Below are 24557 nucleotides of genomic sequence, written 5' to 3' on the forward strand. Positions count from 1 at the left end.
TGCTGGTGACTCAAGGCAACCTCACATGTTACGGACGGTGGCCGGTGCTGTCGTGGTTTCCCATGTGCCGTTTCCGTGCGACTGGCGAGAAGTCCCCCTCCGGGCCGACGATGCCACGGATCACCCCCAGCTCCACCAAGTCCTGCGGGCGGACGCGGAGTTGGTCCGCCGTCGCCTCGACCTGGTCGTCCGGGCGTTTCAGGATGGCGGCGGCCGACTCCGGCGCGATGACCGAGAAGTAGGCGTCGGGCGTGGCCCAGGTGTCGCCGGGCGCGGCGAGCGCGAGCGCGCCGCCGGAGCCGCCCTCGCCGATCACCAGCGTGGTGACGGGGGTTCGGGCGCCGGCCACCGCGCCGAACAGCTCCGCGATCGCCGCCCCGGCCCCCTGCCGCTCCGCCTCCGCGTCGTTGGCCGCACCCGGGGTGTCCACCAGCGTCAGCACCGGGATGCCGAGCCGGTCCGCGAGACGGATCAGCCGGGCGGCGGTGCGGTACCCGGAGGGCCGGGTGGCGGTGCCCGTCTGGGCCGCGTAGGCGACGGTACGGCCCTGATGCCCGCCGAAGCCGCAGAGCATCCCGTCGGGATCGGCACCGCCGCACCGGTCCCCGCTGATCGCCACGCGGTGGGCGAAGTAGGCGTCGAGGTAGGCGCGGGCGCGGGGCCGCTGCGGTGAACGGGCCCGCCGCACGGCCTCCCATCCGCTGCCCGGAAGGTCCTGGGCGCCCAGAGCGAAGGGGACGGGGGCCGGGCGGGGAGAGGCTGTGAGGTCCGCACCACCGGTCAGCAACCGCAGCCACCGCCCGAGCACCTGCCGAAGCTCCGTCGCCGGTACCACCGCGTCCGCCGCGCCGCACGCCACCTGGGCCTCGGCCGTGTACGCCGCCGGATCGGCGTCCGCCGGGCGGACCCGCGAGCCCGCGAAGCCGACCTGGGCGCCCGGCAGGGCGAGGATCACGTCGGCGCCCGCGCCCAGGGTCGCCCAGCCGCCGCCGGTCGTCGGGTCGCGCAGGACCGCGATCTGGGGCAGGCCCGCCTCGCGGGTGAGGACCGACTGGCGGGCCACGCGCTGGAGTTGGGTGAGGGCGACCATGCCCTCCTGCATCCGGCTGCCGCCGGTGGCGACGAGCGGGACCACGGGCAGGCGGTGGTCGCGGGCGTACTCGTGGGCCGCCACCAGGCGGTCGCCGGTGCGTTCGCCCAGCGAGCCGCCGAGGAAGCCGAACTCGAACGCGATCAGGACCGCCCGCGTGCCCAGGACGCCGGCGGTACCGACGACCACGGACTCCCGCTCGCCGGTCCGCTCGGCCGCGCGGGCCCGCGAGGCGTCGTACCCCTGCCAGGCGAGGGGCCCGTCGGGTCCGCAGACGCCGGTCGGGTGGGGGAGTTCGGTGAAGGTGGCGTCGTCCGCGAGGAGGGCCAGGATCTCGCGGGCCGTGAGGCGTTCAGTCACGGTTCAGGGCCCGCTTCATGATCTTCCCCATGTCGTTGCGGGGCAGGGCGCCCAGGTAGTGCACCACCCGCGGCCGCTTGTGCGGGGCGAGACGGGCGGCCACATGGTCGGCCAACTCCTCGGCGCTCGGCTGGGTTCGGGGATCCTCCGGCACCACCCACGCCACGATCCGCTCGCCCAGGTCCGCGTCCGGCTCCCCGGTGACCGCGGCCTCCCGCACCCCCGGATGCTCCAGCAGCGCGTTCTCGATCTCACCGGCCCCGATCTTGTAACCCCCGCTCTTGATCAGGTCGGTGGCCTTGCGCCCGACGATCCGCACGTACCCGTCGCTCTCGCGCACCGCCATGTCCCCGGTGCGGAACCAGCCGTCCGCGGTGAAGGCGGCCTCGGTCGCGTCGGGCCGGTTGAGGTAGCCGGTGAACAGGTTCGGGCCGCGCACCTGGATCTCGCCCACGGTCTCTCCGTCGTACGAGACGACGGGCGTCCCGTCCTCCTCCACCAGCCGCAGCTCCACGCCCGGCAGCGGCACACCGACGGTCCCCGCGCGCGGCTCCCCGTCCGCCCGCACGCTGGTGTTCATCAGGGTCTCCGTCATGCCGTACCGCTCGATCACCCGCTGCCCGGTGGCGGCCGTGATGCGCTCGTGGTCGTGCACCGGGAGCGCGGCGGAACCGGACACCAGCAGCCGGGCCCGGCCCAGCGCCTGGGCCAACTCCGGTTCCTCCGGCAGCGCTTGGGCGATCCGGTGGTACATCGTCGGGACGCCGAACAGCATGGTCGCGCCGGCCCCGAGCTCGCGGGTGACGCCCTCGATGGAGAACCTGCCCAGGTGCCGGACCGAGCCGCCGCGCCGCAGCGGGCCGAGGATGCCCAGCACCAGCCCGTGCACATGGAACAGCGGCAGCCCGTGCACGAGGACGTCGTCGCCGGTCCACTGCCAGGCGTCGGCGAGCGCGTCCAGGGTGGCGGCGATCGCCCGGCGGGGGATGACGGCCCCCTTGGGCGGGCCGGTGGTGCCGGAGGTGTAGACGACCAGAGCGGGGTCCTCACCGGTGACGGAGGAAGCGGGGACCGGGACACCGGCGCCGGTCACCTCCACGTCGACGCGCCGCAGATCGCTCACCGGGGAGGGCGGCCGGTCGCCCGGAGCCGTCAGCACCAGGGCGGGCTTGCTGTCGGACAGGATGTGCTCCAGCTCCGTCGCGCCCGACTTCGGGTTCAGCGGCACCGCGGCCACCCCGGCCTCCAGGGCGGCGACCACGGCGACGGCCGTCTCCAGCGCCGGGGTGGCCCACACCGCGACCCGGTCCGCCCCGCGGATCCGCTCCCCGAGGGCACCGGCTGCTGCCGCGAGCCCCCCGTACGTCAGGGACCGCTCGCCGAAGCGCAGGGCGACCCGCTCGCTCGACTCATCGCTCAGGGCTGGGAACAGAGAGGACACGCGGCGATCTCCTTGCTGCAGGGGACGACGACACCATCGTCCCTGCACCGCCCCCACGCAAACACACCCCCACCACGAACCACCCTCAGACGCCCGCCTCCACGACGTCGGCCACCACACAGCTGACGTTGTCGTGCCCGCCCCGCGCGTTCGCCTCGGCGATCAGCGTCCGGGCCGCCTCGTCGGGGTCCCGGGCGTCGGACAGCACGGTGCGGATGAGGGCGTCGGGGACGGCCCTGGGCAGTCCGTCGGAGCAGAGGAGGTAGCGGTCGCCGGCGGCGGCGTCGCGCAGGGCGAGGTCGGGGGCGTCGGTGCCCAGGGCCTTCAGCAGGAGGGTGCGCTGCGGATGGGACGTGGCCTCCTCCGGCGTCAGCCGGCCCTCGTCGATCATCGACTGGACCACGGTGTGGTCGTGGGTGATGCGGAACAGCCCGCCGTCGCGCAGCACATAGGCGCGGCAGTCCCCGACGTGGACCAGGGCGAGCCGGGAGCCCGTCCACAGCAGCGCCGTCAGGGTCGTGCCGTTGTGCTCGGTGTCGTCGGCCACGTCGTGGACCGCCTCCGTCGCGCCCTGTACCGCCTCCTGAAGGAGGTTGAGGACATCGCCCGCGGGCAGCTCGTCGGTGTCCAGGAAGCGCAGCGCCTCCACCGCGGCGCCGCTGGCCGGGCCGCCCGCGGGCCCGAAGCCGTCGGCGACCGCGAGGAGCCGGGCGCCCGCGTAGGCGGTGTCCTGGTTGGCGGGGCGGACCAGGCCGCGGTCGGAGTGGGCGAAGTAGCGCAGTTCCAGCATCGGGGTGTCCTTTCGTGACGGTGTCGACAGGTGGTCCACGAGGAACGCGGCGAGGTCCCGCCGTACCGCCGTCTCCGCCTCGACGCCCGCCCAGTGGGCGCGGATCGCGGCCGCGGCGGCCGCCGGCTCCAGCGCGCACACCTCACGGATGCGGGCCAGCGGCATGCCGAGCCGCCGCAGCCAGGCCACCAGCCGCGCCCGCTCCAGCTGGGCGGGGGCGTAGTAGCGGTAGCCGGTCTCCGGGTCGACGCGGGCGGGACGCAGCAGGTCCAGCTCGTCGTAGAGCCGCAGGGCCTTGGGCGACAGCCGGCTCGCCCTGGCGAAGGCGCCGATGGTCAGCATGCGTATCTCCCCGTCCACGTGCACCTCTTCCGTTTCCTCGCCCCGATGCTGGGGCTTCCCCGAAGGTGAAGGTCAAGCGGGTTGCCGGGGCCGGGGGCCGTCCGGTTAGCCTGCGACGGTCCCGTGCCCGTCGTCGAACGGAGTTCCGCCCGTGCCCCGCGTCGCCCTCGTCACCTACGACCCCGGACCCGAGCCCCACCGCGATCGCGACCTGCCCGTCCTGCGGGACGCGCTGTGTGCGGGTGGTGCGCGGGCCGATGTCGTGGTCTGGGACGACGTCGAGGTGGACTGGGCCGCCTACGACCTGGTCGTCATCCGCTCCACCTGGGACTACAGCTGGCGGGCGGCCGAGTTCACCGCCTGGGCCCACAAGTGCGGCGCGCTCACCCGGCTCGCCAACCCGGCGGGCATCGTGCGGTGGAACAGCGACAAGCGCTACCTCGGCGACCTCGCGGCGGCCGGGGTGCCCGTCGTACCCACCCGGTACCTCACGCCGGGCAACGCCCCCGACCTCCCGGACGGGCACGAGTACGTCGTCAAGCCCACCTCCGGCGCCGGGGCCCGCTATGCCGCGCGCTACCTGCCCGAGGAGCGGGAGACGGCCGTACGACACCTCGCGCGCATGCACGAGGAGGGGTTCACCGCGATGGTGCAGCCGTACATGCGCGCCATCGACACCGGCGGCGAGCGGGCCCTGCAGTTCTTCGGCGGACGCCTGCTGCACGCCAGCCGCAAGCGGGCCGTCCTCGCCCCCGGCACCGCCTACGACGCCGACAAGGTCGCCCACCCGGACCTGGAGCCGTGGCGGCCCACGCCGGCCGAACTCGCCGTCGCCGAGCGCGCCCTGGCCGCCGTACCGGACGCCGCCGGGCTGCTCTACGCGCGCGTGGACCTCGTCGACGGGGAGGACGGGGAGCCGGTGGTGATGGAGCTGGAGCTGGTCGAGCCGAACCTCTTCCTGTTCCTGCACCCCGGTTCGGTGCCGGCGGTGCGGGACGCGATCCTCGCGGCGGCCGCGGGCTGAGGCAGGGGGCCGGCTCAGCACTCGCGGCCGGCTCAGTCGGCGACGGCGACCCGCTGCAGCAGCCCCCACGTGAACTCCGCCGCCACCTTCCGCCGCACCCCCTGCCCGTCCGGCGCCGTGAACGCCAGTCCCCAGCGGGTCGGCGCCGTGCCCTCCAGCGGGCGGGCCGGGGCGAAGGCGCGGGCCGCCTCGTCGACCGTGCAGGACCAGGGCGTGAGATCGTCGAGGGTCTTCAGGGACGGGCTCGGGGCGCCCGGGGCGCGGACCAGCCACTCGTTCCAGACCGCGCCGTTCGGGGCGAGCAGCACCTCGAAGCGCAGGTCGGGCCAGAGGGGGAGCGGCCACAGCCAGGCCTCGCAGTCCAGGTCGCCGATCCTGCGGGCGGCCGTCGACTCGGGCTCGCCCAGGATCGAGCGGTACCGGGAGGCGGCGGCACGCGCGCGTGGGGAGTGCAGCATCGCCTGCCAGCGCTTGTTGGCCTCCCGCATCCCGGCGATGGACACGCCCAGCTCACGCCGGGCCTCCTCCACCAGGCCGGGGTTGTGGTCGGCCATGCGGCGCAGCAGGACCAGCTGGAAGTCGAGCGGGGTGAAGGGATCAGCGGGGCGCTTGGCGGACGGCATGTCTCCCATCGTCGCGCACGGCACCGACATCGCCCGGGCGGCGGCCGTCGGGCAGGAAGAGGACCGAGTTGACGTAGCGGGGACGGCTGCGGAACGGCAGGACGCGCGGCAGCAGTCCCTGCGCCACCACGTGCACGGCGGCCGCCTGGTGCTCCTCCAGCGGGAACTTCGCCAACGGTACCCAATCGGCGCCGGGCAGCACCCAGCCGTCGTAGCCGAGCAGCGAGAGGTCGGCGACGACCGGGGCGATGGGCTGGATGCGCGACTCCAGCTCGACGAAGAGCGCGGGACGGTCGCGGACCAGCAGGCCCGTGGCGCCGCGCAGCACGGCCGCCTCGCTGCCGTCCACGTCGATCTTGATGAAGCCGACGTCCCGCAGGCCCAGTTCGTCGAGGGTGACGCACCGGACGTCCAGCGCGTGACCGTGGATGTCCCGCCGGACCAGGGAGGACACCCCCCGGTCGCCGGCGTCGTCCGGCGGCAGCCACAGCCGGGCGGTGCCCGAGCGGTCCGCGGCGGCCGCCTCGACGACGCGGACGTTCGACGGGGCCGCCGCCGTGAGCAGCCGGGCCAGATGGGGGACCGGCTCCACGGTCACCACGTGCCGCGCCCGCCGGGCCAGCCGTCGCGTCCAGGGGCCGTACCAGCCGCCGACGTCCACGGCCGTCCCGCAGTCCGCAGGGCACAGCTCCGCCAGCCGGGCCAGCTCGGGTTCGAACCGCGGATAGACCGCCCGGGCGGTGGCGGCGACCAGGCGGGTGGGCAGCAGCGGGGCCAGCCGGGCGGCCAGGGTGCGGGACGGGCGCCGGTGTGCCGTGCTCACCGGGCCACCTGTTTCAGCAGAATCTCGTGCTCCTCGTCCGAGACCTGCTCCCCGGACGACGGCAGCAGCTGGGGAATGCCGTCGACGACGGGGTAACGGCGGTGCAGACGCGGGTTGTACAGGGCTTCGGACGCCTCGGGCCCGTCCGGCCTGACGAGGTGCAGCGGGCCCTTGTCCAGCGGGCACGCCAGTATCCGCAGCAGCGGGTCGTCGGGGTTCATGGTGGCGTCAACTCCTTGGCACCGATGGGGGGTTGCTGTGGTGCGGGGTCGTGTTTGGGCATGGTCAGCAGTACGGAGACGGCGAGCGCGGTGCCCGCGAGGCGCAGCGCGAGCCGCAGCGGGTCGTGCGGCAGCGCCTCGCCGAACGAGAGCGTGCCGATCACCGCCGTGTACAGCGAGGTCACCGTCGTGCACACCGGCACGATCAGCGAGGCCCGGCAGCGCTGCAGCGCGGCCTGCGACATGACGAGGCCGAACGCGCCGGTGAACAGCAGCAGATACGGGTACGGCGACTTGAGCACACCGACCACCGCGTGGCCGAGTCCGCTCGTGCTCAGGTAGCTCGACACGCCCTTGATCGCCAGCGAGCTGACGCCGTACAGCAGGCCCACCGCCACCCCGTACTCCACGCCCGTGGTCGGCGCCCGGTGCCGGTGCCGGGAGCGGCGCTCGGCGGCCCCGTACAGCCACACGCCGGCCGCCAGCGACGGCACGCACACCAGCAGGATCAGCTGGTACGGGGCGCCGCGGCCGACGGTGTCCGCGTGCGCGCCGGCCTCCTTCAGGGACAGCACGACCATCAGCAGCGCGGCGAGGATCGCGCCGAGCGCGTACCGCTCCCGCCCGGTGGTCTGCTCGCCCAGCAGCCGGGCCGACAGCAGGACGAGCAGCACCAGGCCGGACACGAAGATGCCCTGGGCGGCGGCGATCGGCAGGGTGCGGTAGACGACGAGCTGGGCGCCGAACCCGGAGGCCAGCGCGACGGATCCGGCGATCCACAGCGGACTGCCCAGCACCAGCCGCAGCAGCCGCGCCGGTTGACGGATCGTCACCTCGGGGAGCGCGGTCAGCGCCCGTTTCTCCAGGACGAAACCGAGGCTGTACAGGGTGTTCGCCAACAGGGCCGCGGCCACTCCCCACCACATGGGTACGCCCCCTAGGTCTTCCGTGCGTGCAGGAGAAGGATCGAGGCGAGGGAGGGTCTGGAGCAGGCCAGCCGGTCGAGGGGGCGCAACGGACGCGGCACGCCGTGGAAGGGGGCGCCCGCCATTCGTACGACCTCGAAACCGGACGCGGCGACGAACTCCCGCAGTGCGCGGGCGGTGTAGAGGCGCAGGTGCCCGACGACCTCCGTGCCCGGCCGGCCGTGGATGCCGCGCAGGCTGACCTCGGAGAACACCGGCTGCACACCGGCCAGCAGCAGACCGCGGTTGTACCAGGCGGCCAGGTTGGGGGTGGAGAGCATCAGATGGCCTCCCGGGCGCAGCACGCGGCGGATCTCGTCGAGGGCCGCGTCCGGGTCGACGAGGTGCTCGATCACCTCGCTGAACAGCACGGCGTCCGCGGCGGCCGACCTGAACGGCAGCCCGCCGCCGGTGAGTTCGCCGCGGATCGGGTACGACAGGTGGGTGCGGGCGCGCTTGAGGGCGTCCTGGGACCAGTCGACGCCGACGATGCGGTGGCCGGGCAGCAGCGGGCGGGCGGTGGCGGCGGCCGAGCCGTCGCCGCAGCCGACGTCGAGGATGGTCTGCTCGCGGGCGGTGCCCAGCGCGGCGGCCAGCATGCGGGCCTGGCGGAGACTGCGGGGGGCGCCGGAGGCGACGGGGACCGACGGATCCTCGTAGAAGTCGCGCAGGTCCTTGCGGCGCGGGTGCGGCACCGTGGTCGTCATGGGCCGCTCACCTCCGTCGTGTGCAGGTAGTGCTCGAACAGGTCCCGCAGATGGGCGCCGTCGCCGTGGCTGAGCAGGGTCCGGGACCAGCGCAGGGCCAGATGGAGGCGGCCGGCGGTGGAGGCGGTGGTGACGGTGAGGCCGCGGGGCATGCGGGCGGGCGCCGAGAACCAGACGGCGTACGCGCGGCCGGCCTCCTCGCCGAAGTCCAGCGGGTACGGGACGCGCCCGATGTTGCTGAGCAGCGTCGTCGACGTCCACGGCGCGGCCGCCCTGCGCAGGCCGCGGGTGAGGGCCGCGCGCCAGGCGACGGGGGTGACCGGGGCGGTCAGAAGGGCGGCGCCGTGGCCGAGTTGAGGACGCGGGAGGGATTTCAGGGCGCGGGTCCGGGTGGCCGTGCGGTGCAGCAGCGCGGGCATCTCGGCCGGCTCGTGCGCGGCCAACTCCTCTGGTGAGAACGGTACTTCGACGAGTCGGGTGCCGTTGCCGATGGGCATGCCGGCGTCCCGGGGGCGGTCGTCGACGGGCATCGTGATGCGCAGTGGGCGGGGGCGGGCGCCGTGTTCCCTGTTCCAGTGGGTGAGGGTGAGGGCGGTGGTGACCATCAGCTGGTCGTTGACGGTGTACGGGGAGCCCTTGGGCCGGTGGGGGAGGGGCAGCTCGGTCACGAGCAGCCCGTTGCCGGGGGAGGGTTCGGGGGTGCCGGGTGCGACCCGGGCCGGCCGGGCCCAGTTGGAGGGCGTGTCCTCCGGGGCGTGGGGCGCTTCCGCCCGGCGTACGGGTGGTGCCGCCGGGGAGTTGTCCCGGCCGCCGTAGAGCTCGGCGGCGGTGGCCAGGACGCGCAGGCAGGCGGGGCCGTCGAGGGCGGTGTGGTTGATGGTCAGGAAGAGGACGGTGCCGTCGGACCGGCGCGGCTCGGCGCCGTCGTGCGGAGCGGGCACACCGACCGCGTCCGTCGCCTCGCTCCCTTCGACATCCCCGGCGCCCTCGACCACCTCCAGCCTGATCGGCGGCGAGGCGGACAGCGGCGGGGCCTCCGTCAGGGCGCGGGTCCGCGCGTCCCGCAGGGCGCACCTGCCCACCGGGGTGAACGTGACCACCTCCACTTCCGGCTCCGCCGTCAGCTCCCACTCGTAGCGCCGCCGGTACCAGCTGCCGGGCGCCTCGCGCATCAGGATGCGGGGGTGCCGTCGCAGGGCCTCGGCGAAGGCCGTCCGCAGCCGGTCGCGGTCCAGCGAGCCGGGCAGATGGACCTCGATGTGCACGGTCTCCGGCTCCTCCTCCTGGAGACAGTGCCGGGCCACCTCGTCCACCACGGGGAACGGGATCCGCCCGGGCGGCCCGGGCGGGCCGCCGGCGCGTGCGGGATGTTCGAGTGCGGTCATAGGGCTCAGCCCCTCCCCGTGTCGTCGTCCGGCCCCTGCGGCGGCTCGGCCTCGGTGGCGCGCAGCCGGGGCTTGCGGAACGGCACCCGCCCGGTCGGCGGCGCGGGCTCCGCACCCCCGGGCCCCCGAGCGGAGACGACGGGGCCGGCGTCCTGCCGGGGGCTGTCCGCGGGGAGGCCTTCGGCGTGCTGGTCCTGCCGGGGGCCGCTCGCCGGAATGCCCTCCGCGTGCTGTTCCTGCCGGGGGTTGTCCGCGAACTGGCGGGGGCCTTCCGCGGAAGGGTCCTCGGCGTGCTCCTCCTGCCGGGAGCCGCTCGCAGGAATGCCCTCCGCGTGCTGCTCCCGCCGGGGGCTGCCTTCGGCGTGCCGCTCCTCCTCGCGGCTGCCCTCCTGCCCTCCCCTCGGCTGCTCCTGCTGCCAGGGACCCGCCCCGAAGAGGCCTTCTCCGTGCCGTTCGACGGGCGGCGGGGCCGTCGTGGTCTCCGGGCCGGCCGAGTCGGCGCCGGTTTTCCCGGCGTCCGGGCCGGTCCTCTCCCCGCGGCGCCGTTGCGGCAGTTCGCGGGTCGGGGCCTCCGAGGATGCCCACAGGGCCGGTTCGGTCGCCGGGGGCAGGACCGCCGTGTGGCCCGGTCCCTCGTCCGGCTCGTGGACGCTCACCACACCGGCGAACAGCCCGATCAGCGCGAGCAGTTGGGCCGCGTGCCCGAACGCCCCGTGGCCGGCGCCCACCGGTTCCCCGGCCCCGGTCGCCGCCGCGATCCCCGCGCCCGCGAGGGCGGCGAACGCGATCGGCACGAGCAGTGCGTGCCGGCGGGAGGCCAGCAGGGCCAGCGCGAGGATGAGCAGGGCGAACCACCCGGCGATCACGATCGCCACCGCGGTCAGCGCCACCGTGCCCAGCCACAGCCCCGGCAGCGGCGGCACCGGCTGCGGCGGATCGGGGTTCGGTGCGCGCCGGCGCCACACGGCCAGGCCGATCAGCGCCGCCAGCCCGACCGCACCGCCGATCAGCCCGCCCTCGTACGTGGTCGCGGGCTCGTAGGACAGCTTGACCGTGCCGCCCGCCCCGGCGGGGATCCGCCAGCCCTGCTGCCAGCCGTCGAGCCGGACCGGGGTGAGCTCCTTGCCGCCCAGGGTGGCCTTCCAGCCGTCGTTGTAGTTCTCGTACGTCGTGAGATACGTGGCGCCGCCCGAGCCGACGCTGACCTCGCGTCGGTCGCCGAGCCAGTCCCGTACGGTCGACTGCCGTGTCTCGGAGCCGGCGTCGCTCACCGTCCCGCGGGTCAGCGTGAGGTCCGTCAGGACGAGGGGGGCCGCGTCGCCGGCCTCCACCCGGTGCGTGCCGGCCGTCAGGTCCAGTCCGCCCTCGCCACCGCCCTGCTGACAGAGCGTCACGTCCACCCGGCGGCGCTCCACCAGGTCCCGCACGGTCCCCTTCACGCTCGTCCGGTACAGCTTCCCGTCCACCGCAACGTCCGGACCCTGCCCGCAGGGCAGCGAGAAGGCGTGGGAGGCACCGGGCTGCGGGGTGCGGTACCGGTCGAGGGCGGGGATGTACGCCTCGCTCAGCCCGACGGGCAGTTGCAGGTCCTCGTCGGCCACCGGGTTGTGCAGGGTCAGCGGAGCCGTCCGCGTGATCGTGATGTCGAGGCGGTCCGTGGTGATGGGGTCGAAGCGGGCCACGCCGTTCTCGTCGACCCCGGCGATCGTCGCGCCGTCGGGGGAGCTGATGTCGACCTGGGTGGCGCGGGTGGACAGCCCGCCCGCCGGAGCCAGGACGATCTCCCCGACGGGCTGTTTGCCGTTCCAGCTCAGATGAATGGTCGGCCGGTCACCCGCGACCCACGCCGTGGTCAGGTCGCCGTCGGTGAGGTTGCGCGCCGACAGTCCCGCGCCCAGGGCCGCCGTGGAGTCGGCGGTCGCGACGATGCGGTTCTGCTGGTCGGGGGCGACCCGGTAGAGCAGCTTGTCGAGCTCCGCTCCGTTCACCGGCACCGCGCTCGCCGTCACCTCGTACGTCCCCGCCGTGGCCGTCGTGAACCGGCGGTGCAGGCCCGCTTCCGTGCCCGTCGCGGACAGGCCGGTGGGGTCGGGGGTGCGGTGCAGGGAGATCTGCGTGGCGGCGGCGTCGGAGGCGTTGTCCGCGTCGGTCGGCAGGCGCAGCAGGCGGGTCACCTGGACGTGCGGCAGGGCGACCTCGGAGAAACCGGCACCCGTCAGACCCGTGTGGCGCCGCTCGGAGTCGACGATCGTCAGCTTCATCCAACGCGTCGCGCCCGCCGGTGCCTTGATCGACTGCGTCTGGCCGTTGGGCCGCAGGAAAGAGGTCCTGCTCCCCTTCTCCGTCTCCACCCGCACCTTCGTCGCCGCCGACCGCACGCTCGCCTGCGGCAACGGAGTCACCTTGAACGACGACGGCATGTCGTACGAGCCCGTGAAGCCGATCCGCAGCCACTGCCCGTCCGCGGAGCCGGGCGCACCCTCGGCCCACGCGGTGTCCGGGTTGCCGTCGAAGGCGTTCACCGGGTCGTACTGGGGCAGGTGGAAGAGCCAGTTGCCGCTGGAGGAGGCCGTCACCGAGCGGGCGCCACGCAGTTGGGCCACCGTCTGGTGGGCGATGCCCTTGGTCGGCAGGATCTGGTGCGGTGCCTTCCCGGCGTCCTGCACGGCGTCCGGGGCGTTGCGCTCCGAACTCGTGTACGTGTACGAGGTGTTGGCGCTGACCAGCCCGAACCGGGTGTCCGCGCGCCGCAGCCCGTCGCCGACGATCCGCAGTGCCGGGGTGCCCAGCCCGGGGGTGTTGTCGCCGGTGAGCACGGTCGCCCGGCCGCGCAGCTCGGAGGCGAGCGGCAGCAGGGCCTCGGGTCCGCCGGAGACGACGGCCGTGTCGGAGACTGGCAGCAGCCGTGCCTGCCCCGGACGTGGCACGTCCTTGCCGCCCGGCTCGTAGATCTCGACCGCCCGCTGCCGCGGATACAGGCCCTCCACCTGCAGAGGGGCGTCGTGCGCGATCCGGCCGCCGGTCATGACCGGCCCGAAGCCCGTCACCCGCACATAACCGGACTGCTGCAGGGTCCGCTTCACGGTCGTGGTCGGCACCGCGCCGATCTGGCCGGGGTCGAGGTCGTTGCGTACGACGACGTAGTAGATGCCCGCCCGGCTCAGGTAGTCGGCCAGGCCCGGCACCTCGCTCCCGGAGGCGAGGGCGTTCTCGACGGCATCCATCGCCCGCCGGTTGCCGGGGGTGCCGAAGGGCACGTAGTCCCGTTGCGCCCAGCGGGACTTGGCCAGCACGTCGAGCGGCTGGTCGATGGGGGCACCCCAGCTGTAGATGCCGTGCGCGGTGGCGGGCACGACCAGGGCGCGCGAGTCGGGGGAGTACTTATGCAGCCAACTCGCCGTCGTCTTCCAGTACTTCGGCAGCTCCTGGAAGGACCCCGGGTTGAGGATCGAGCCGTTGAGGTACGGCCACAGCAGGCCCGGCAGGATCAGCACCGCCGCGACGAGCGGCGCGAACCGCCGCCCCCGCACCGGCCGCACACCGCGCGACTCGGCGGCCACGCCCACCACATGGGCGAGCCCGAGGACCAGCGCGAGCGCGAGCCCCGTCTGGAACTTGTAGATGTTGCGGAAGGGGACGAGCCAGCCGTTCAGCCAGTCCTGCACGACCCCGTGGAAGGGTGCGCCGAACGCCCCGCCGTACCCGGCGAGCAGCACCAGCGCGCACGACACCACGGTCAGCACCAGCCACCGCCGCTCGGGCATGTCCCGTCTCGCCAGCCCGGCGAGCCCCAGCCCGGCGGCCAGCGCCGAGGAGACGATCACGACCACCGAGGCGGCGACCGTCCATCCGGCCGGCAGCCACGCCTGCCCGAAGTGCAGGTACGCCACCCAGTTCCCGGCCCCGCGCAGCGACTCCGTCGCCGACATGGTGGCCGTCGTGGTCTGCGAAGTCTCCACGTAGGGAAGGAAGTTCTCGCCGTAGACGCCGAGCATCAGCAGCGGGATCCACCACCAGGCCGTCGCCACGAGGACCCCCGGCACCCACCAGGCGATCAGCTTGCGCTGCCGTGGCCCGGGCGGGCGGGAGAGCAGATACAGCCCGACGGGCAGCAACGAGGCCAGCGTCGACGCCCCGTTGACTCCGCCCATGAACGGCACGACCAGCGCCGAGCGCAGAGCGGCCACCCGCGCGGTGTACCGCTCGTCGGTCAGCGGCAGCAGCACCCAGGGCAGGAAGGCGCCGGGCAGCACGGCGGCCGACGTGGACCCGACGACGATGGTGAACACCGGCCACAGCGCGTACGCGATCCCGGCGAGCAGCCGCGACCCGCCGCTGCCCACCCGCAGCCGCTCGGCGAGCCGCAGCGCGCCCCAGAAGGCGACCGACACGATCAGCGACATCCACAGCCGCTCGGCCAGCCACACCGGCAGGTGCACGAGATGGGCCAGCCAGTAGAACGGCAGCATCGGCCACAGATAGCCGGCGTACTGGTCCTGGATGCCGCCGAAGCCGCCCTGGTCGTGCCAGAGCTGCCCCAGGTCGGAGAGGAACGCGCCGGGGTCGGTCGTCACGCCCAGCTTGGTGTCGAAGGTCTGCCGCCCCGGGTGCACCACCAGGAACAGCACGAACATCACGGCCCAGAACCCGACCAGCCAGCGCCTCGACCGCGGGCCCTCCGGCGGACCCGAGGTGGCCGCGGTGGTGGGGACGGCTGCCGGAGGAGGGGCCTGGACCGTGGTCGTCATGGTGGACACCGCCGGAGGATGAGGAGGAGGTTCCAGGTGGCCAGCTCCCTGATGCCGGGCGCCTTGACGACCGTCTCGGCGAGGAAGGGCCAGTAGCGGGAGCGCGCCGAGACGACCGTGACGTCGTCCCGGGCGCGCACCTGCCGCAGGGTGGTGCCGATGTGCACGGCGAACAGGTTCTCGCCGAGGGTGTGCTTGGCCGGTCTTCCGGTACGACGCCGGTAGCGGGCGCGGGCCCGCTCGGCACCGAAGTAGTGCCAGGGGGCCCACTCGTGGCCGCCCCAGGGGGACAGCCAGTTGGTGAACGACACGTAGATCAGGCCGCCGGGCCGGGTCACCCGGACCAGTTCGCTGAGGAAGGTCTGCGGATCGGCGACGTGCTCCAGCACATTGGACGAGAAGGTGACGTCGGCGACCCCGTCGGACAGGGGCAGCAGATAGCCGTCGGCGATCACCGTGCCCTCGGGCGGCTTCCCGCCCAGCTCGCGCACGTCGGGTTCGAAGAGGTGGGCGTGGGCGCCGCGGCGGCGGAACTCCTCGGTGAAGAAGCCGCTGCCGCCGCCGACGTCCACGACCGTCCGCCCGGCGACCGGACCGTCGTAGGCCTCGACCTGGTCGACGGCGTCGCGGGCGAGCAGCGCGTAGCAGGTCTCGGGATCGTCCTGCTCGTGGAGGAACGCCCGGAAGAGGGTCATCGACCGGCGTATGGAGGGGTCTTTGAGACCGGTGCCGGTCATGGGGCCCAGCTCCTCACCGCCTCGGCGGCGACGGCGCGGAACTGTCTGACCGTACGGTGCCAGCGGTAGCGGGCCGCCCGGTCCCGCGCGGCCTTGCCCATCGCCTCACGGCGTTCCGACGACAGGGCGAGCGTGCACCAGGCGGCCGCGAACGACGACTCGCCGTGCGCCAGCACACCGGTCTCCCCGTCGACGACGGAGTCCCGCAGGCCGGGCACGTCGAAGGCGACGGTCGGCGTCTGCCGTGTCGCGGCCTCCGTGACCACCAGGCCCCAGCCCTCCACGGCCGAGGGGTGCAGCAGCAGCCAGGCGGCACACAGCAGCCGGTGCTTCTCGGTCTCCGACACATGCCCGGCGAACTCCACGCCGGGACCGGCGAGTTGCTCCAGCCGCTGCCGTTCGGGACCGTCGCCGACGATCACCAGCCGGCCGCCGGTGACCGGTCGGACGCGTTCCCAGAGTCTGAGCAGCAGATCGATCCGTTTGTACTCGACGAGTCTGCCGACCGCCACGAACAGCGGCTCGGCCGACCGCTCGGCCCGCGGGCCGGGCTCCTCCACGCCGTTGTGGACCACACGGATGCGGTCTCTCTCGACGCCGATCGCCCGCAGCGCATGGGCGGTGGAGGGGGAGACGGCGACCAGCAGGCTGCGGTGCTGTGCCCCGGTCAGCGCCCACTGCTCCAGTCTTCGGCCGAGTCGCGCGGCCGGCGTCAGGGGCCCGCCGAACCGCATCTTCCACAGGTCGGAATGGACGTGGTTGACCAGGCACAGGGTGGGGCCGCGGTGCCAGAGGGGTGCGAGGTACGGCATTCCGTTGCAGACCTCGACCAGTAGATCGGTCTCGCCGACCTGACGGGCGAAGGCGGACCGGGCCCGCAGGTAGTGGCCGAACTCGCCGCCCGCCGAGACGACTCTGTAGTCGCGAAAGGCCGCGGGCCCGCCGCAGATCAGGGTCACCTGGTGGCCGAGGCCGGTGAGGCCCTCGGCGAGCCGGTCGACCAGCAGCTCGGAGCCGCCGGCGGCCGGGTTGTCCAGGTCCCGATGGGCGAGGAAAACGATTCGGCGCGGTTGTGGGGGGAGCGCCGGGGGGTGCTGCGACGCCTGGGGATACATGGCGCGCAGCGGGGATGGCACGTGCTGGGGCATGGGTGCTCCAACTCGTCTCAGGGTGCGGAACTCAGTGGTGGCTTTCCGGACGTGCCGTGGGGGGACTGAGCGCTTCCTGGGCGTGGGGTGTGGACGGGTTGTGCTCGGGTGGGGTTGGACAGTTTTCGCCGAGCCGTTCGCCACGGCTACTCACGGAGGTGACAATTTGCGGCTTTATTAGAACTGACGTCATGTCACATCGTGAGCTGGGGCTGGGGCGATCGGGAGCTTTCGGCCAACTCGGGGCGCTTACGGCCTCGTACCACCAAAACGGCCCCTACCGCCGCCAGTACGAATCCGGCCACCGCGGAGGCGATCGGCAACGTCTGCCCCACCATGCGCAGTTGTCCGCTCTCCTTCTTCGCCTGTTTCACCTGTTCCTTCTGTGTCGCGGTGGTGAACCCCAGTTTCTCGCTGTCCAGCAGCACCACGGCGTCCTTCTCGGCACCGGGGGCACGCAGGGTGCGCCGCGGGCCGACCTGGGCGTAGAGCACCCGGCCGGTGGCCTGGTCCACGACCAGCTCGATGCCGTGGTTGGAGTACCACTCCTCGGCCAGAACCTGCGGCTTGCTCTTCTGGCCGACGATCGTGCCCGGCACCAGCCGCGTGCCGATCTTCGTCGGCGGGACGGTGCCGGTGAACCGGTAACCCTTGTACCCCTGGACCTTCCTCGTACCCGCGTAGTGCAGGACCACGGTGTCGCCGAGCGAGTTGTCCCACCACGTGTAGGAGCGTCGCTGCACGTCGAAGGGGAACTTCAGATACGCGTCGCCCTCGAAGTAGGGGTTCTCCTTGCAGCAGTGGACCGGGCGGTTGGTACGGCGGTCCGTCACCCAGCGGTTCAGGAAGAACTCCAGGGCGTCGTGCGGGTCGGCGGCCGGCAGCGACTTGTCCGTGTCGACCGTCGTCGTCACGTCCCACACCGCCCGCCCGCTCTTCTCGCTGTCCGCGACGTTGCCGCGCACCTGCTGGGTGACGGTGATGCGCTGGTCGTGGACTGTCTTGATCTCGTCGGTGTCGAAGTAGCTTCCGGTGCCCTGGTAAACGGCCGTGGTGTCGATGTCGATCGGGTTCACAGCGGCCCGCGGCTCGACGTACCAGACCAGCATCGGCGCCAGGACCAGCAGAAACGTGCCCAGTCCCAGCAGAATCAGCGAAAGGGGGGAGGCTGTACGGCGCATCCGGACACTCCAGGGAGAGGGACGACGGAGTTCGGGCCGCTCCGGCCCTGCCTTTCGGACCGGGTCGGCGGTGAGGGACGGCGCTGGTCGGCCGGGCCGAGCGGGGTCCGGCGCGTGCGGCCGCAAGGCGGAGGAGGGCGTCGACGCGGAGCGCCGGCGACCGACGACAACGCCGCGGATGTGCGTGCCGGGGCCCGCGACGCCGAGCTGGTCCGAAAGGCAGGGCCTATGAGCGGGAGACCGTAGGCTGCTCTTGACGGGGTGTCAATGCTTGTCGAGACTGGGCCGACAGGCAGAGGTGGGACACCGGGGTGGGGACGACCTTCCGTACGGAGAGGCTGACCCTGCGATGTCCAGACTGCTCGCCGCCGCGCTGACCGTCGTGGCCGCCGCGGCCCTCGCCGTGGGCGCCGCCCTCGGTATCGTCGCCCTGCTCGACGCGACCCCCGACCAGCCGAACACGCCGTTGATCACATACGAGCAAGCCGGCCAGGGGAGTTGACCTGTGACGCCCGCTCACCCGCCGGTCGTCACCACCCGCTCGGCCTGGCACGACGTGCCCCGTCTCCAGGTCCGCCGCTTCGCCGCCATCGCCATGGCGGAAGCACCCGAACTCGCCGAGGAGATCCTGCGCGAGATCCGCCGCGAGTATCCCCACCTGCCCGTCGTGCTCGACGAGTCGGGCGAGCCCATGGCGTTGGTCGGCATCCGCCGGGCCATCGAGGTCTTCGTCCAGCATCTGGAGAAGTCCGAGGGCCGCCCCACCGTCCCGCCCGGCGTCTTCCAGGAGTTCGGCCGCGGCGAGGGCCTGCACGGCCGCTCCCTCGACTCCCTGCAGGCGATCTACCGCATGGGCGTACGCCTGGCCTGGCGCCGTTTCGCCGAGATCGGGCAGCGCGTGGAGATCCCGCCGCCCGCGATGTACGAACTCGTCGACGCCGGCTACGAATACCTCGACGGCCTCGTCGACCAGTCGGTACGCGGCTATGCCGAGGCGGCCGCGCGGCAGGCCGGGGAACGCCTGCGACTGCAGCGCCGGCTGATGGAGCTGCTGCTGGCCGAGCGCCACCGGGGCGATCCGGCCGACGCGCTCACCGAACGGGCCGCCCGGGTCGGCTGGCCGCTGCCCCGCAAGGTCGCCGTCGGGGTCCTGCTCCGCCCGGCCCGGGAGGCGGTCGCGCCCGCCGTCGGGGAGGGCGTGCTGCTCGACATGGAGTACGAGCAGCCCCGCATGGTCGTCCCCGAACCGGCCGCGGCCGGCCGCCCCGAACTCCTGCACCGGGCGCTGACCGGCTGGGCCGGCGCGATCGGGCCGCCGGTACCGCTGGCCGACGCGGCGAAGTCGCTGCGCTGGGCCGAGGCCGCCGTACACCTCATGGAGCGGGGACTGCTGCCCGGCGGGGAGGTCCTGTACTGCACCGAGCACACCGAGGCCCTGGTGCTGTTGCAGCCGGAGGAACTGATCGACGACCTCGCCCTGCGCTGCCTGGCACCGCTGGCCCACTGCGGCCCGACGCACGGACGCCGGCTGGCGGAGACGCTGCTGGCGTGGCTGGAGACCCGCGGCGGCGCGCCGGAGGTGGCCGCACGACTCGGCGTCCACCCCCAGACGGTCCGCTACCGCCTCCGCCAGATCCGTGAACTGTGGGGCGACGAGATCGACGACCCCGACCGCCGCTTCGAACTGGAACTGGTGCTGCGGGCGCAGAGGTTGAGGGGAGTGCTGGGGGAAAAGGGCCACCGGTGACCGGAATTGGTCACCGGGACCGGTCCCCGGGATCGGTCACCGGATCCGCCGTTGCCGCCGCCAGGCCTCGTAGTGATCGAGCAGGGTCTCTTCGACCGGCCGGTACTCGATCCCCAACTCCTCCCTCCCACGGCGGTTGTCGACCTCGAACCGTATGCCGAGGTGCTTGCGGATGTAGTCCTGGGTGAGCCCGAAGGCCGGACCGAGGATCCGGACGGGCCAGTGCGGGAGGCGGTTCCGGGGCAGCCGTAGATCCCTCGGATACCGCGTACGCACGATCCGCGCCATCTCGTGGAAGGAGGTCATCCGCTCGGCGGCGACGATGTACCGCCCGTGGGCGTCCGGCTTCTCGGCCGCGGCGATGTGCGCGTCGGCCAGGTCGCGTACGTCGACCGTGGTGAAGCTGAAGTCGGGGGCGCCGTAGAAGAAGTAGCCCTTGAACAGCTCCTCCAGGAGGAAGAGGCTGCCGGACTCGGAGGCGGGGGTGAGCGAGGGCCCGAGTACGAGCCCGGGATTCACGGCGACCATGCTCCACCGCTCCTGCGCCTCCGCGGCCTCCCAGGCGGCCTGTTCGGCGACGGTCTTGGCGTAGTGGTACGGGTTGTTGTCCACGGTGCTGGTGGTGTTGAAGTACTTCTCGCTCAGCACCTGCCCGTCCATGGCGAGCACGTCGACGTAGTCGCCGAAGACGGCACCCACGGTGGAGGTGAGGACGAGCCGCCTGACGGCGGGCGTCCGCTCGACGCTCCCGATCACGTTCCGCGTCCCCACCAACGCGGGCTCGACCATGTCCCGCTGCCCGTCCTTGATCTTCTCGGGCATCAGAAAGGGCGAGGCGACATGGAACACCACCTCGCACCCCTTCATGGCCTCGTCGAATCCCCCGTCGACAAGCAGATCGGCCTCGAACAACTCCAGCCGCCCGGGGTGCTCGTCCTGCATGGCCCGCAGGGGCGCGACCTTGGCGGAGTCGGCGGTGCGGCGGACGGTGGCGCGCACGTGGTGTCCGCGCTCCAGGAGCCGTAGCACCAGATGACTACCGACGAAACCACTGCCGCCGGTCACCAGGACGTCCATGCGTACTCCGATCTTGTCCGGTCTGATCGGCAATGGGTTTCTTCACTCTCGGACTCATGCGTTCCACGCAAGCCCATTGCCCGGGCAAACGCGCTATGTCTACCCTGTGTTCGTCATGCCGATCGTCTGTTGAAATTTCGAACACAGGCGCCTAGGAAAACAAGGGAGGGGGCCGGTCGTGGGACGCCTCGTACCTGCGGTGACTCGGGCTCTCGACATTCTTGAGCTCTTCCTCGACGGGGACGGGACGCTCTCCGCCCCCGACATAGTGCGCAGGCTGCAGTTGCCGCGCACCACCGTGCACGAGTTGGTGACCACTCTCGCCGCCCGGTCGTACATCGTCCAGGTGCCGGGGCAGCCCGGACGCTACCGGCTCGGCGTACGGCCGTACCAGCTCGGCAGCCGTTACGCCGAGCAGCTCGACCTCGCGGCCGAGGGGCAGCAGGTCGCCCGATCCGTCGCCGAGACCTGCGACGAGACCGTGCACGTGGCGATCCTCGAAGGCACCGATGTCATCTACATCGCCAAGGTGGACTCCACGCACGCGGTACGGATGGTGTCCGCCGCCGGGCGCCGGCTGCCCGCCCACTGCACGTCCGTCGGGAAGATGCTGCTGGCCTCCCTTCCGGAGCCGGAACTCACCGCGCGCGTCCCGGACGACGCCGAGCTCGTGCGGATGACACCCAACAGCATCACCGAGCCCGCCGCCCTGCGCGAGGCCCTCGCGGAGATCCGTGAGCGGGGGATCGCGGTCGAGAGCCGGGAGTCCAACCCGGACGTCAGCTGTGTCGCCGCGCCCGTCCGCGACCGCACCGGTCAGGTCGTCGCCGCCCTGTCCATCTCGGTCCCGATGATCCGCTGGAGCGACGAGCGCCGCGCCGAACTGGAGCAGCTCGCCGCCAAGGGCGCCGCCGAGCTGTCGGAGCGCCTCGGGCACCGGACCGTCGCATGACGCCCTACGAGGTGGCGGTGCGCGCCGAGGCGACCCTGGGCGAGGGCCCGACCTGGGACGCCGCCGCCGGGCGGCTGATCTGGATCGACATCCTGGGCGCGCGCGTACACACGTACGACCCCGTCACCGGCCGGCGCGCGGTCCGCGTCACCGACCAGCACGTCGGCGCGGCCAAGCCGCGCACCGGCGGCGGCCTGGTGCTCAACCTCCGGGACGGCGTCGGGCTCGTCGACCCGGACGGCGCCTTCCGCTGGCTGCACCGCGAGCCGGTCCCCGGCCGCCGCGCCAACGACGCCGCCGTGGCCCCCGACGGCTCCCTCTGGGCCGGCACCATGCGCTACGACGAGGCCCCCGGCGGCGGCACGCTCTCCCGGATCACCGGGGACGGCTCCGCCGAGGTCGTCCTCGACGACGTGGCCGTGAGCAACGGCACCGGCTGGAGCCCCGACGGGCGCCTGATGTACTACATCGACTCGCCGACCCGGCAGGTCGACGTCTTCCACCACGAGGACGGCCGGATCACCGACCGGCGCCGCTTCGCGCAGATCGAGGAGGGCGCCGGCTTCCCCGACGGGCTGACGGTGGACGCCGACGGCTGCGTGTGGGTGGCCCTGTGGGACGGTGCCGCGGTACGCCGCTACACGCCCGACGGCGAGCTGGACCGCGTGGTCGAACTGCCCACGCCCCGCGTGACCGCGTGCGCCTTCGGCGGCCGGGACCTGACGGACCTGTACATCACGACCGCCCGCGTGGGCCTCACGGCCCCCCACCCGGTGGCGGGCTCGCTCCTGGTCGTCCCCGGCGCGGGGAAGGGCCTGCCCCTGCCGGCGTTCGCGGGCTGAACGCCCCGAGGGGCGGCCGGCGGGCACTCCGCACGGCCGCCCCCGGCAGGTACGGCCGCAGCGTGGCGGCGAGCCGGTGTCCGAAGTCGTCGGCCTCCGCCTCGTCGGCCGCGCGCGAGCCGTCACGGGCCGCCACGGACAACGCCCTGCCGGTCCAGTCGCGCTCCTCGGCCAGCGCGGTCCCGGCCGTGTGGTGATGGCTGTGTCCGAGGTGCAGATGCCACAACTCGTGGCCGAGAATGACCAGTTGCTGCGCGCCCTCGGCCCGCTCCTCGACGATGACGAGGTCGAAGTCCTGGAAGCCCACCCACAGTCCCGTCACCTCGATCTCGTCCGGAAACCGTTCGAACCGCAGCTCGACGGGCCGTCCGCCGCGCCGCGCGCTCATCTCCTCGCACAGCGCCCGGCACAACTCGCGCGCGTCGGCCGGCGGACGCGGTCTGACCCGCACGGCGGCGTGCAGGTGGTGAGCGAGCTCCCGCATGCCGGAGGATCTCGGCGAGCGGCGCAGCCCCGCGGCGATCCGGGCAGCCGTCCTCCGCACGCCCGCGATGTCCATCGAGTCCCCTCTCGCCGCCGCACAGCAGGCCGTTCGAGACTACGCCGGTCGTTCAACCGCGAACGGTCCCGCTGGCCGGAAAGTCCGGTCCGACCCATTGACTGGCAAACGCTTCCTATCTACGGTCCCGTTCGAGGTTACGAGCGCAAGTCGACATGTCGAACACGATTGATCGGGAACAGCCGATCAGACAGGGCAGGGCATGGGGCGACCCGGTCCGGACGCCCCGTAGGCCGGTTATCACCTGACCCCGTTTCGGAAGGCTTCCATGAGCAAGAGCACCGCCCGCTTCACCCTCGACCCCGCCTTCACCGTCGGCGAGGTCGACCCCCGTCTGTTCGGATCCTTCGTCGAGCACCTCGGCCGGTGCGTCTACACCGGCATCTTCGAACCGGGTCACCCCACCGCCGACGACAAGGGGCTGCGCCAGGACGTCCTCGAACTCGTCCGTGAGCTCGGGGTCACCGCCGTCCGCTACCCCGGCGGCAACTTCGTCTCCGGCTACAAGTGGGAGGACTCCGTCGGCCCCGCCGAGGACCGCCCCCGCCGCCTCGACCTCGCCTGGCACTCCACCGAGACGAACCGCTTCGGCCTGTCCGAGTACATCGACTTCCTGCGCAAGGTCGGCCCGCAGTCCGAGCCGATGATGGCGATCAACCTCGGCACCCGCGGGGTCGCCGAGGCCCTCGAACTCCAGGAGTACGCCAACCACCCCGAGGGCACCGCCCTGTCCGACCTGCGTGTCTCCCACGGCGACAAGGACCCCTTCGGCATCCGGCTGTGGTGCCTGGGCAACGAGATGGACGGCCCCTGGCAGACCGGCCACAAGACGGCCGAGGAGTACGGCCGGATCGCCGCCGAGACGGCCCGCGCGATGCGCCAGCAGGACCCGAAGGTCGAACTCGTCGCCTGCGGCTCCTCCAGCCAGTCCATGCCGACCTTCGCCGAGTGGGAGGCGACGGTCCTGAAGGAGACGTACGACCTCGTCGACTACATCTCCCTGCACGCCTACTACTGGCCGGAGGACGGTGACGTCGACTCCTTCCTCGCCTCCGCCGTCGACATGGAGTCCTTCATCGACAACGTCGTCGCGACGGCCGACCACGTGGGCGCCCGCCTGAAGTCCAAGAAGCGGATCAACCTCTCCTTCGACGAGTGGAACGTCTGGTATCTGCCCGAGTGGGAGGAGCGCGCGAAGACGTTCGAGCAGCACGACTGGCCCGAGGCCCCGCGCCTGCTGGAGGACAACTACAGCGTCCTGGACGCGGTCGTCTTCGGCTCGCTCCTCATCGCCCTGCTGCGGCACGCCGACCGCGTCACCGTCGCGTGCCTCGCCCAGCTCGTCAACGTGATCGCCCCGATCATGACCGAGCCCGGCGGCCCGGCCTGGCGCCAGACGACGTTCTTCCCCTTCGCCCAGGCCGCGAAGCACGGCCGCGGCCGGGTCCTCGACGTGCGCGTGGAGTCGCCGACGTACGAGACGAGGAAGTACGGCGAGGCCGACCTGCTGCACGCCACCGCGGTGCGCGCCGAGGACGGCACCGTCACCGTCTTCGCCGTCAACCGCTCCCGGACGGAGGCGCTGCCCCTCGAAGTGGCCCTGAACGGGCTCGACCTGAGCTCCGTGGTCGAGCACAGCGCCCTCGCCGACGCCGACCCGGACGCCCGCAACACCCTCACCGAGCCCGAGCGGGTCGCCCCGCACGCCGTCGAGGGCACCGAGGTGCGGGACGGCACCCTCGCCGCCGTACTGGAGCCGCTGTCCTGGAACGTGATCCGGCTGGCCTGACGACAG

Annotated in this window: 21 protein-coding genes; 6 read left to right on the forward strand and 15 right to left on the reverse strand. The window is 73.0% G+C overall.

What is annotated here, in order from left to right:
- Positions 1-28: 28 nt before the first annotated feature.
- The 3 genes from ACIGDI_RS02995 to ACIGDI_RS03005 form a co-directional block, all read right to left on the reverse strand.
- Positions 29-1450, reverse strand: a complete 1422-nt coding sequence (locus ACIGDI_RS02995) for a carboxyl transferase domain-containing protein (RefSeq protein ID WP_399889619.1) — start codon at positions 1448-1450, stop codon at positions 29-31.
- The gene (locus ACIGDI_RS03000; RefSeq protein WP_399889623.1) at positions 1443-2891 is read right to left on the reverse strand and encodes an acyl-CoA synthetase; all 1449 of its coding nucleotides are present in this window, start codon (positions 2889-2891) and stop codon (positions 1443-1445) included. Before ACIGDI_RS03000 ends, ACIGDI_RS02995 begins: the two co-directional genes overlap by 8 nt.
- Positions 2892-2976: 85 nt before the next feature.
- Positions 2977-4029 carry a MerR family transcriptional regulator gene (locus ACIGDI_RS03005; RefSeq protein ID WP_399890467.1) on the reverse strand — a complete coding sequence of 351 codons (1053 nt, stop codon included), beginning with the start codon at positions 4027-4029 and terminating at the stop codon, positions 2977-2979.
- Positions 4030-4174: 145 nt separating this feature from the next.
- Here ACIGDI_RS03005 and ACIGDI_RS03010 point away from each other — a divergent pair, with 145 nt between their 5' ends.
- Positions 4175-5047, forward strand: coding sequence for a RimK family alpha-L-glutamate ligase (locus ACIGDI_RS03010; protein ID WP_399889626.1), 873 nt, complete (start codon positions 4175-4177; stop codon positions 5045-5047).
- 32 nt (positions 5048-5079) lie between these two features.
- Here ACIGDI_RS03010 and ACIGDI_RS03015 read toward each other — a convergent pair whose 3' ends face one another.
- The 10 genes from ACIGDI_RS03015 to ACIGDI_RS03060 all read right to left on the reverse strand — a co-directional run bounded on the left by ACIGDI_RS03015 (position 5080) and on the right by ACIGDI_RS03060 (position 17585).
- Positions 5080-5679: a hypothetical protein gene (locus ACIGDI_RS03015; RefSeq protein ID WP_399889628.1), complete on the reverse strand. Its 600-nt coding sequence runs from the start codon at positions 5677-5679 to the stop codon at positions 5080-5082.
- Positions 5645-6493, reverse strand: a complete 849-nt coding sequence (locus ACIGDI_RS03020) for an FkbM family methyltransferase (RefSeq protein ID WP_399889631.1) — start codon at positions 6491-6493, stop codon at positions 5645-5647. Before ACIGDI_RS03020 ends, ACIGDI_RS03015 begins: the two co-directional genes overlap by 35 nt.
- On the reverse strand, positions 6490-6714 hold the full coding sequence (locus ACIGDI_RS03025; protein WP_399889634.1) for a Trm112 family protein: 225 nt from the start codon (positions 6712-6714) through the stop codon (positions 6490-6492). The genes ACIGDI_RS03020 and ACIGDI_RS03025 overlap by 4 nt, the downstream gene beginning before the upstream one ends.
- Positions 6711-7628, reverse strand: coding sequence for a hypothetical protein (locus ACIGDI_RS03030; RefSeq protein WP_200705606.1), 918 nt, complete (start codon positions 7626-7628; stop codon positions 6711-6713). The genes ACIGDI_RS03025 and ACIGDI_RS03030 overlap by 4 nt, the downstream gene beginning before the upstream one ends.
- Positions 7629-7651: 23 nt before the next feature.
- Positions 7652-8386 (reverse strand): class I SAM-dependent methyltransferase, encoded by a 735-nt coding sequence (locus ACIGDI_RS03035; RefSeq protein ID WP_399889637.1) that lies wholly within the window; start codon positions 8384-8386, stop codon positions 7652-7654.
- A complete protein-coding gene (locus tag ACIGDI_RS03040; protein WP_399889640.1) occupies positions 8383-9771 on the reverse strand; it encodes a condensation protein in 1389 nt (462 codons plus the stop codon). Before ACIGDI_RS03040 ends, ACIGDI_RS03035 begins: the two co-directional genes overlap by 4 nt.
- Positions 9772-9776: 5 nt before the next feature.
- Positions 9777-14519, reverse strand: coding sequence for an alpha-(1->3)-arabinofuranosyltransferase family protein (locus ACIGDI_RS03045; RefSeq protein ID WP_399890470.1), 4743 nt, complete (start codon positions 14517-14519; stop codon positions 9777-9779).
- Positions 14516-15256: a bifunctional 2-polyprenyl-6-hydroxyphenol methylase/3-demethylubiquinol 3-O-methyltransferase UbiG gene (locus tag ACIGDI_RS03050; RefSeq protein WP_200702831.1), complete on the reverse strand. Its 741-nt coding sequence runs from the start codon at positions 15254-15256 to the stop codon at positions 14516-14518. The genes ACIGDI_RS03045 and ACIGDI_RS03050 overlap by 4 nt, the downstream gene beginning before the upstream one ends.
- A complete protein-coding gene (locus ACIGDI_RS03055) occupies positions 15253-16404 on the reverse strand; it encodes a glycosyltransferase family 4 protein (protein ID WP_399889644.1) in 1152 nt (383 codons plus the stop codon). Before ACIGDI_RS03055 ends, ACIGDI_RS03050 begins: the two co-directional genes overlap by 4 nt.
- A 194-nt stretch (positions 16405-16598) precedes the next feature.
- Positions 16599-17585, reverse strand: coding sequence for a DUF3068 domain-containing protein (locus ACIGDI_RS03060; protein WP_399889647.1), 987 nt, complete (start codon positions 17583-17585; stop codon positions 16599-16601).
- A 349-nt stretch (positions 17586-17934) separates the two neighbouring features.
- On the opposite strand from ACIGDI_RS03060, the gene ACIGDI_RS03065 reads away from it, so the two are divergent.
- Together ACIGDI_RS03065 and ACIGDI_RS03070 are read left to right on the forward strand one after the other, a co-directional pair.
- Positions 17935-18087: a hypothetical protein gene (locus ACIGDI_RS03065; protein WP_174267325.1), complete on the forward strand. Its 153-nt coding sequence runs from the start codon at positions 17935-17937 to the stop codon at positions 18085-18087.
- 3 nt (positions 18088-18090) lie between these two features.
- Positions 18091-19332: a PucR family transcriptional regulator gene (locus tag ACIGDI_RS03070; RefSeq protein WP_399889650.1), complete on the forward strand. Its 1242-nt coding sequence runs from the start codon at positions 18091-18093 to the stop codon at positions 19330-19332.
- A gap of 36 nt (positions 19333-19368) precedes the next feature.
- On the opposite strand, the gene ACIGDI_RS03075 is transcribed toward ACIGDI_RS03070, so the two are convergent.
- On the reverse strand, positions 19369-20409 hold the full coding sequence (locus ACIGDI_RS03075; protein WP_399890472.1) for an NAD-dependent epimerase/dehydratase family protein: 1041 nt from the start codon (positions 20407-20409) through the stop codon (positions 19369-19371).
- 178 nt (positions 20410-20587) lie between these two features.
- Here ACIGDI_RS03075 and ACIGDI_RS03080 point away from each other — a divergent pair, with 178 nt between their 5' ends.
- Together ACIGDI_RS03080 and ACIGDI_RS03085 are read left to right on the forward strand one after the other, a co-directional pair.
- Positions 20588-21361, forward strand: coding sequence for an IclR family transcriptional regulator (locus ACIGDI_RS03080; RefSeq protein WP_200702826.1), 774 nt, complete (start codon positions 20588-20590; stop codon positions 21359-21361).
- Positions 21358-22203, forward strand: coding sequence for an SMP-30/gluconolactonase/LRE family protein (locus tag ACIGDI_RS03085; protein WP_399889654.1), 846 nt, complete (start codon positions 21358-21360; stop codon positions 22201-22203). The genes ACIGDI_RS03080 and ACIGDI_RS03085 overlap by 4 nt, the downstream gene beginning before the upstream one ends.
- Here the strand turns inward: ACIGDI_RS03085 and ACIGDI_RS03090 are convergent.
- Complete coding sequence (locus ACIGDI_RS03090; protein WP_399889657.1) at positions 22118-22762, reverse strand: toxin-antitoxin system, toxin component family protein; 645 nt, start codon at positions 22760-22762, stop codon at positions 22118-22120. The genes ACIGDI_RS03085 and ACIGDI_RS03090 overlap by 86 nt on opposite strands.
- A 268-nt stretch (positions 22763-23030) precedes the next feature.
- Between ACIGDI_RS03090 and ACIGDI_RS03095 the strand changes: the two genes are divergently transcribed.
- A complete protein-coding gene (locus tag ACIGDI_RS03095; protein WP_399889660.1) occupies positions 23031-24551 on the forward strand; it encodes an alpha-N-arabinofuranosidase in 1521 nt (506 codons plus the stop codon).
- Positions 24552-24557 lie beyond the last annotated feature (6 nt).

This window comes from Streptomyces sp. NPDC085900, from assembly GCF_044540925.1.
Taxonomy (GTDB): domain Bacteria; phylum Actinomycetota; class Actinomycetes; order Streptomycetales; family Streptomycetaceae; genus Streptomyces; species Streptomyces gilvifuscus.